The organism is Flavobacterium sp. (genome assembly GCF_021151785.1).
Taxonomy (GTDB): domain Bacteria; phylum Bacteroidota; class Bacteroidia; order Flavobacteriales; family Flavobacteriaceae; genus Flavobacterium.
In genome coordinates, this window is record NZ_JAGKWP010000114.1 from 1 (window position 1) to 6991 (window position 6991).

At 32.5% G+C, this 6991-nt stretch carries 7 protein-coding genes; 1 reads left to right on the top strand and 6 read right to left on the bottom strand.

What is annotated here, in order from left to right; translation table 11 throughout:
- Positions 1–164 precede the first annotated feature (164 nt).
- The gene (locus tag QZ824_RS10050) at positions 165–1439 is read left to right on the top strand and encodes an asparagine synthetase B (protein ID WP_291275889.1); all 1275 of its coding nucleotides are present in this window, start codon (positions 165–167) and stop codon (positions 1437–1439) included.
- A 31-nt stretch (positions 1440–1470) separates the two neighbouring features.
- Here QZ824_RS10050 and rlmF read toward each other — a convergent pair whose 3' ends face one another.
- The 6 genes from rlmF to thrS all read right to left on the bottom strand — a co-directional run bounded on the left by rlmF (position 1471) and on the right by thrS (position 6566).
- Positions 1471–2355, bottom strand: a complete 885-nt coding sequence (gene rlmF, locus QZ824_RS10055; protein WP_291275890.1) for a 23S rRNA (adenine(1618)-N(6))-methyltransferase RlmF — start codon at positions 2353–2355, stop codon at positions 1471–1473.
- 28 nt (positions 2356–2383) lie between these two features.
- A complete protein-coding gene (locus QZ824_RS10060) occupies positions 2384–3181 on the bottom strand; it encodes an HAD family hydrolase (protein WP_291275891.1) in 798 nt (265 codons plus the stop codon).
- Between the two features lie 85 nt (positions 3182–3266).
- Positions 3267–3611, bottom strand: coding sequence for a 50S ribosomal protein L20 (gene rplT / locus QZ824_RS10065; protein WP_014388014.1), 345 nt, complete (start codon positions 3609–3611; stop codon positions 3267–3269).
- Positions 3612–3764: 153 nt separating this feature from the next.
- A complete protein-coding gene (rpmI, locus tag QZ824_RS10070) occupies positions 3765–3962 on the bottom strand; it encodes a 50S ribosomal protein L35 (RefSeq protein ID WP_014388015.1) in 198 nt (65 codons plus the stop codon).
- Between the two features lie 66 nt (positions 3963–4028).
- Entirely contained in the window at positions 4029–4580 is a 552-nt protein-coding gene (gene infC, locus QZ824_RS10075; RefSeq protein WP_084642275.1) for a translation initiation factor IF-3, read from the bottom strand.
- Positions 4581–4625: 45 nt separating this feature from the next.
- The gene (thrS, locus tag QZ824_RS10080) at positions 4626–6566 is read right to left on the bottom strand and encodes a threonine--tRNA ligase (protein WP_291275892.1); all 1941 of its coding nucleotides are present in this window, start codon (positions 6564–6566) and stop codon (positions 4626–4628) included.
- Positions 6567–6991 lie beyond the last annotated feature (425 nt).

Below are 6991 nucleotides of genomic sequence, written 5' to 3' on the forward strand. Positions count from 1 at the left end.
ATAATAATCTATTTTTAACAAAGTATAATTTATGCTAAATATTTTTTAAAGATTAATACCATAATTTAATTTTTTTCTTTTTTTGATTAGATTATTCTGCCTAAGTTCATAATTCATCTTTTTTAATTAAATTTGTTTACTAACCATTTTTTGGACTTTTTGATATGAGTTTTGCACGAAAAATATATTTATTCATAAGCCTATTAACTTTATTAGGTGTTAATGCTTCATCTGTTTTAGTTCCTATGGAGGCAGAAAGTCAGCAAAATCATCTTAAAGCTTATGGAATTACATATTGGGCTTTAGCTAAAGGATATAAAGTAAACTGGTTATTGAACTATAGAGGAGGTGCGTTTTTGTTACCTGATGCAGATGATATTAGAAAGGAATGTCAAATAAGAAGTGTTTCTTTTGAGATTTTATCTGATGGAAGTGCAAATGCTATTTTAGATGAAATAAATAGTCCATCTCAAAATATGGAAGCAGTTTTATTAGAAAAAGCTCCAAAGATTGCTGTTTATACCCCAAAAGGAAAGCAACCTTGGGATGATGCCGTAACTTTAGTTTTGACTTATGCCGAAATTCCTTATACCGAGATTTATGATGAGGAAGTATTGAGTGATCAATTACTAATGTATGAATGGTTACATCTTCATCATGAAGATTTCACTGGTCAATATGGGAAATTTTTTGGAGCCTATCGAAATGCTCCTTGGTATATTGAACAGAAAAAAGAAGCTGAGGCGCTTGCCTCTAAATTAGGTTTTTCTAAAGTTTCTGATGAAAAGCGAGCTGTAGCTATAAAAATTAGAGATTATGTTATAGGTGGTGGCTTTATGTTTGCAATGTGTTCAGCTACAGATAGTTTTGATATTTCCTTGTCAGCAGAAGGTATTGATATTTGTGAACCTATGTTTGACGGGGATCCTAGTGATCCTAATTATCAATCGAAAATTGATTATAGTGCTACATTTGCTTTTAAGGATTATACTTTAGAGCGTAATCCGATGGTTTATGAGTTTTCAGATATTGATACTACTGAGGAACATGGAAAAGGAGCTATGAAAATGGAAAATGATTATTTTACTTTAATGGAATATTCAGCAAAATGGGATCCAATCCCAACTATGTTGTGTCAAAACCATACCCAATTAGTTAAAGGCTTTATGGGACAAACCACAGCATTTAGGGCAGACAAAATTAAATCGAATGTATTGGTAATGGGGGAATGCAAGATTAATGGTGAAGCTCGTTATATTCATGGAACTAAAGGAAAAGGTATGTTTACTTACTATGGAGGTCATGATCCTGAAGATTATCAACATAGAGTAGGAGATGCACCCACCGTTTTAGATTTGCATCCCAATTCGCCAGGTTATCGTCTAATTTTAAATAATGTATTATTTCCAGCTGCGAAAAAGAAAAAATTAAAAACTTAAAAGTCTTTTTTGAATAGGTGAAAACTATACATTAAAAATGCCAAGCCAAAATACGTGTAATTTTATTGCCCTGATGCATTTCTATGGTTTCAAATTTCGCATCTAATTTTTTCAAAATACGGAAAAACTCTTTTAAGTGATCTTTTTTTGAAACTAATGTAGTAAACCATTTCACTTGATTTTTGAAGTGAGCACTTTCATAGATGTAATTAGTTATAAATGCTTTTTCACCGCCTTCATACCATAATTCATTATTTTGTCCACCGAAATTAAGAACTGGTTTTCCTTCCACAGCTTTACCTAAATTTTTTAATTTTCGCTTGGTACCTTCTGTTGCTGCTTCTCTAGAATCGTGGAATGGAGGATTGCAAATGGTACAATCAAACTTTTCGTTTTCTTGAATTATGTTTTTCAATATATTCCTTTTATTATCTTGAAAACGTATGGTGATGGCTTTTTGCAGATGATTCGCATCTATAATATTTTCTGCCGTAATTTTTGCAGGTTTATCAATTTCTGTTCCAACGAATGTCCATCCATAGGTTTTATGTCCAATAATAGGGTAGATGCAATTTGCCCCTGTTCCAATATCTAATATTTTTATACCACTTCCAGTAGGTAAAGTTCCATTAATGCCTTTTGCTAATAAATCTGCAACATAATGAATGTAATCGACTCTTCCGGGAATAGGCGGAACTAAATTTGTTTTAGGTAACTCGTAATGATTAATTTGGTAATACTGTTTTAATAAGGCTTTGTTTAAAGCTCTTACTGCCTCGGGATTTGCAAAATCAACACTTTCATTCCCGTAAGAGTTGACAAAAACAAATGATTTCAATTCAGGATAAACCTCAATTAATTGCTTAAAATCATAGGGTGAATTGTGTTTATTTCTAGGATGCAAGGTTTTTGTCATGATTTGATATTTGTATTACAAAATTAAGTTATTCTAAAATATTTTTTTGAATGAAATCAACTACGCCATTTTCGTCATTACTTTTGGTTTGATAAGAAGCTAAAGCTTTAATAGTAGAGTGGGCATTTTCCATAGCCACCGAATAAGTTGCTTGTTTAAATAATTCTAAGTCATTTAAATAATCACCAAAAACAAGTGTTTCCTCTTTTGAAATATGCCAAATAGTTTGCAGTTGTTCTAAAGCCGTACCTTTATTTATATTTAATTGCATTACATCTACCCAATAATAACCAGAAACTTTAATCTGGAACTCGGATGTAAATGCGGATAAATGCGGATAAATATTTTCTTCTGCGCCATTAGGGTTGAATAACGCTATTTTAAAAAAGTCATCTTCCATAGACAAAACATCATCAACAATTTGATAGGCGTTATAAAATTCTTTAAAGAAAGAAACAAAATGGGCATCATGTTGTTCAATATAGGCTTGTTTTTTTCCACATAAAACTAGATATGTATTTGGTATAGTTCGGATAAATGAAATGATTGAATTTAATTTAGCTTTAGGGATTTTATGAACCGCTATTTCAGTAGTATTAGAGGTAATAAAGGCGCCATTTTCTGCAACTATAGTCATGTTGTTGGTAAAATGTTTAAACTTGTCAATGATGCTATGATATTGACGTCCACTAGCCGCAACAAATTTGATGTTTTGGGCTTTCAAAAGTTTATAAATTTCTTCAAAATTACCCGGTAACTGATGATTTGAATTTAATAAAGTACCATCCATATCAGATACTATTAACTTAATGTTTTTCAATTTCATTTTAAATTTAAAATGGTAAATAAAAAATCCCGACACTGTCGGGATTTTTTATTATGGTAAGTAAGATAAATAAGTTAAACGTTTATTACTTCACTTGATTTACGATAGCAGCGAATGCTTCAGGGTGATTCATAGCTAAATCAGCTAAAACCTTACGGTTTAATTCGATATTATTAGCTTTTAATTTACCCATAAATTGAGAATAACTCATACCGTGTAAACGAGCACCAGCGTTAATACGCATAATCCATAATGCACGGAAGTTTCTCTTTTTTTGCTTTCTGTCGCGGTAAGCATAGCTTAACGCTTTTTCAACTGCATTCTTAGCTACAGTCCAAACGTTTTTACGTCTTCCAAAGTATCCTTTGGCAAGTTTCAATACTTTTTTTCTACGAGCTCTTGAAGCTACATGATTTACTGATCTTGGCATTTCTTAATCTTTTTTTTGTAGTGAGGCGGTATTTCTACACTTTTTACTTTAATTTTTAGTAGCCTACTCCAGGGTTAATAAAATAATTTAAACCAAATAGTTATTCGTGTTATCCAAACAATAATTGTATGGCACTTTCACTATTTTAAACAATTACATCATTCTTAATTGTTCTTTTACACTTCTTTCGTCAGCACTATGTACTAATCCAGCATGTGTTAATGCTAATTTACGCTTTTTAGACTTCTTTGTTAAGATGTGACTTTTGTAAGCGTGCTTTCTTTTGATTTTTCCAGAACCTGTAACAACAAAGCGTTTTTTAGCTCCAGATTTAGTTTTCATTTTAGGCATCTTTTCCTAGGTATTTGTATTTATCTTACTTACTTTATTTTAAATACTAAGTGCTTTTTCAAGAACTTATTTTCCTTTTTTCTTAGGAGCAATATACATAATCATACGCTTTCCTTCAAGAACAGGTAAGGCTTCCACTTTACCATATTCTTCTAAATCTTGAGCTAAACGTAATAATAATATTTGTCCTTGTTCTTTATAAATAATAGAACGTCCCTTAAAGAATACAAAAGCTTTTAATTTAGCACCATCTTGTAAAAACTTAACAGCGTTTTTCTTTTTGAATTCATAATCATGCTCATCAGTTTGAGGACCAAAACGAATCTCTTTAACTGTGATTTGCGTTGATTTTGCTTTTAATTCTTTATCACGTCTCTTTTGTTCGTAAAGAAACTTTCCGTAATCAATAATTTTACAAACTGGTGGTTCAGCGTTAGGAGAAATCTCAACTAAATCTAATTCAAGCTCATCAGCCATTTTTAAAGCTTCTGATGTCTTAAAAATCCCTGGTTCTACGTTGTCACCCACAAGACGTACTTCCGGCACACGAATGTTATTATTAATTCGGTGTGCATCTTTTTTCTCTACGCGAGGTTGATAACCTCTGTTGTTTCTTATTGCTATGGCTCTAAAATTTTATACCTAATAAATAGGTGGTTAAACTTAAAATTGTTTTAATGTTTTATTTACTTCTTCATTTACTAAAGCAGCAAATTGTTCAATGGTCATACTTTCATTCCCTTTACCATCTTGACCATGACGACGTACAGAAATGGTTCCATTTTTCTCTTCTTCTTCACCTACAATCAACATAAACGGGAACTTTCTCACTTCCGCTTCTCTAATTTTCTTACCAATTGTTTCGTTTCGGTTGTCAATTAGGGCGCGAATTTCGTGATTTTCTAGCAAATCTAAAACTTTTTTTGCATAATTTTCATATTTCTCACTCAAAGACAGGATAATAGCCTGCTCAGGCATCAACCAAAGTGGGAAATTTCCACCAGTATGTTCCAATAAAATGGCAATAAATCGTTCCATAGAACCAAATGGGGCTCTATGAATCATAACTGGTCGGTGCAATTCATTGTCGCTTCCTTTGTATGTTAAGTCAAAACGCTCAGGTAAGTTGTAATCAACTTGAATAGTTCCTAATTGCCAACTTCTTCCTAATGCATCCTTTACCATGAAGTCTAATTTCGGACCATAAAATGCGGCTTCTCCATATTCTACAACGGTATTAAGACCTTTTTCTTTTGCAGCATTGATAATCGCATTTTCAGCTTTTTCCCAATTCTCATCAGATCCAATGTATTTTTCTGGCTTCTCTGGATCTCTTAATGAAATTTGAGCAGTAAAATTCTCAAATCCTAATGAGCCAAACACATACAATACTAAATCAATAACGTTTTTAAATTCTTCGTCTAATTGATCAGGCGTGCAAAATAAGTGTGCGTCATCTTGAGTAAATCCTCTAACACGAGTTAATCCATGAAGCTCTCCAGATTGTTCATAGCGATAAACGGTTCCGAATTCAGCATAACGTTTCGGTAAATCTTTGTAAGACCATGGTTTTGCATTGTAAATTTCACAATGATGCGGACAGTTCATGGGTTTTAATAAAAACTCTTCTCCTTCAGCTGGTGTATGAATGGGCTGAAAACTATCTGCTCCATACTTAGCGTAATGACCAGAAGTAACATATAGTTCTTTTTGTCCTATATGTGGAGAAACAACTTGTTCGTATCCGGCTTTTTTCTGTGCTTTTTTCAAAAATTGCTCTAAACGATCGCGTAAAGCAGCTCCTTTTGGTAACCAAAGCGGTAAACCTTGACCTACACGTTGTGAAAAATGGAATAAATCCAACTCTTTTCCAAGCTTACGGTGGTCACGTCTTTTAGCTTCTTCTAATAATTCTAAGTAATCGGTTAAGTCTTTTTGTTTAGGGAATGAAATACCATAAACACGAGTTAACTGTTTGTTTTTTTCATCACCTCTCCAATACGCACCCGCTACAGATAAAATTTTCATAGCTTTAATAATGCTTGTATTTGGAATGTGACCGCCTCTACATAAATCAAAAAAGTTAGAGTGATCACAAAAAGTTATCGTACCGTCTTCTAAATTCGATATTAATTCTGTTTTATATTCATTGTCTTTATATATAGATAAAGCTTCAGCTTTAGAAACAGGACGCATTTTAAATTCGTGCTTCTCTCTAGAAATTTCTAAAACACGATCTTCAACTTTTTTAAAATCGGCCTCAGTTATTTTTTGATCACCAAAATCTACATCATAATAAAAACCATTGTCAATTGCTGGTCCTAGTGTTAATTTGATTCCTGGGTATAATTCTTCTAATGCCTGAGCCATTACGTGTGAAGTAGAATGCCAAAATGCTTTCTTTCCCTCTTTATCATTCCAAGTATATAAAACAAGATTACCATCCGTGGTCAACTCGGTCGATGTTTCAATTGTTATGGTATTGTAAGAAGCTGAAATTACATTTCTAGCCAAACCTTCGCTAATACTTTTAGCAACATCCATAGGAGTTACACCTGGTGCAAACTCCTTCACCGAACCATCGGGTAAAGTAATTTTAATCATTTTATATTTTTATTTAACAAAGTGCAAATATAGAACAAAGCGTTTTTACATACAATATATATATAGGTATAAAATTGCACATTATATATAGGTATTTTTTTAGTAGCTATTCCTGTGTTCCACGATAGTTGTTTACTTCTATAAAACAAACAATGAATCCTACTTGTGCTTTTAGTGTCGCACGGCAGGATTTTTGTTTGTAGTATATTAGGAGTAAACAAGCTGTTGTTTCACCCAGGGCTATTTTGGTTTCTGCATTCGGCATCAAATTTTTTGTACTAACACCAAGCACCCAACATCCAACACAATATCCGACCAAAGGTTTGAAAAAACTTTGTATTGTAACTTCTTGGTTTTAAGTGGGTAGAAAAATAAATTAAAAAAAGATTGTAAAAAGGTTTGGAAGTACGGAATAAGTTTCTACT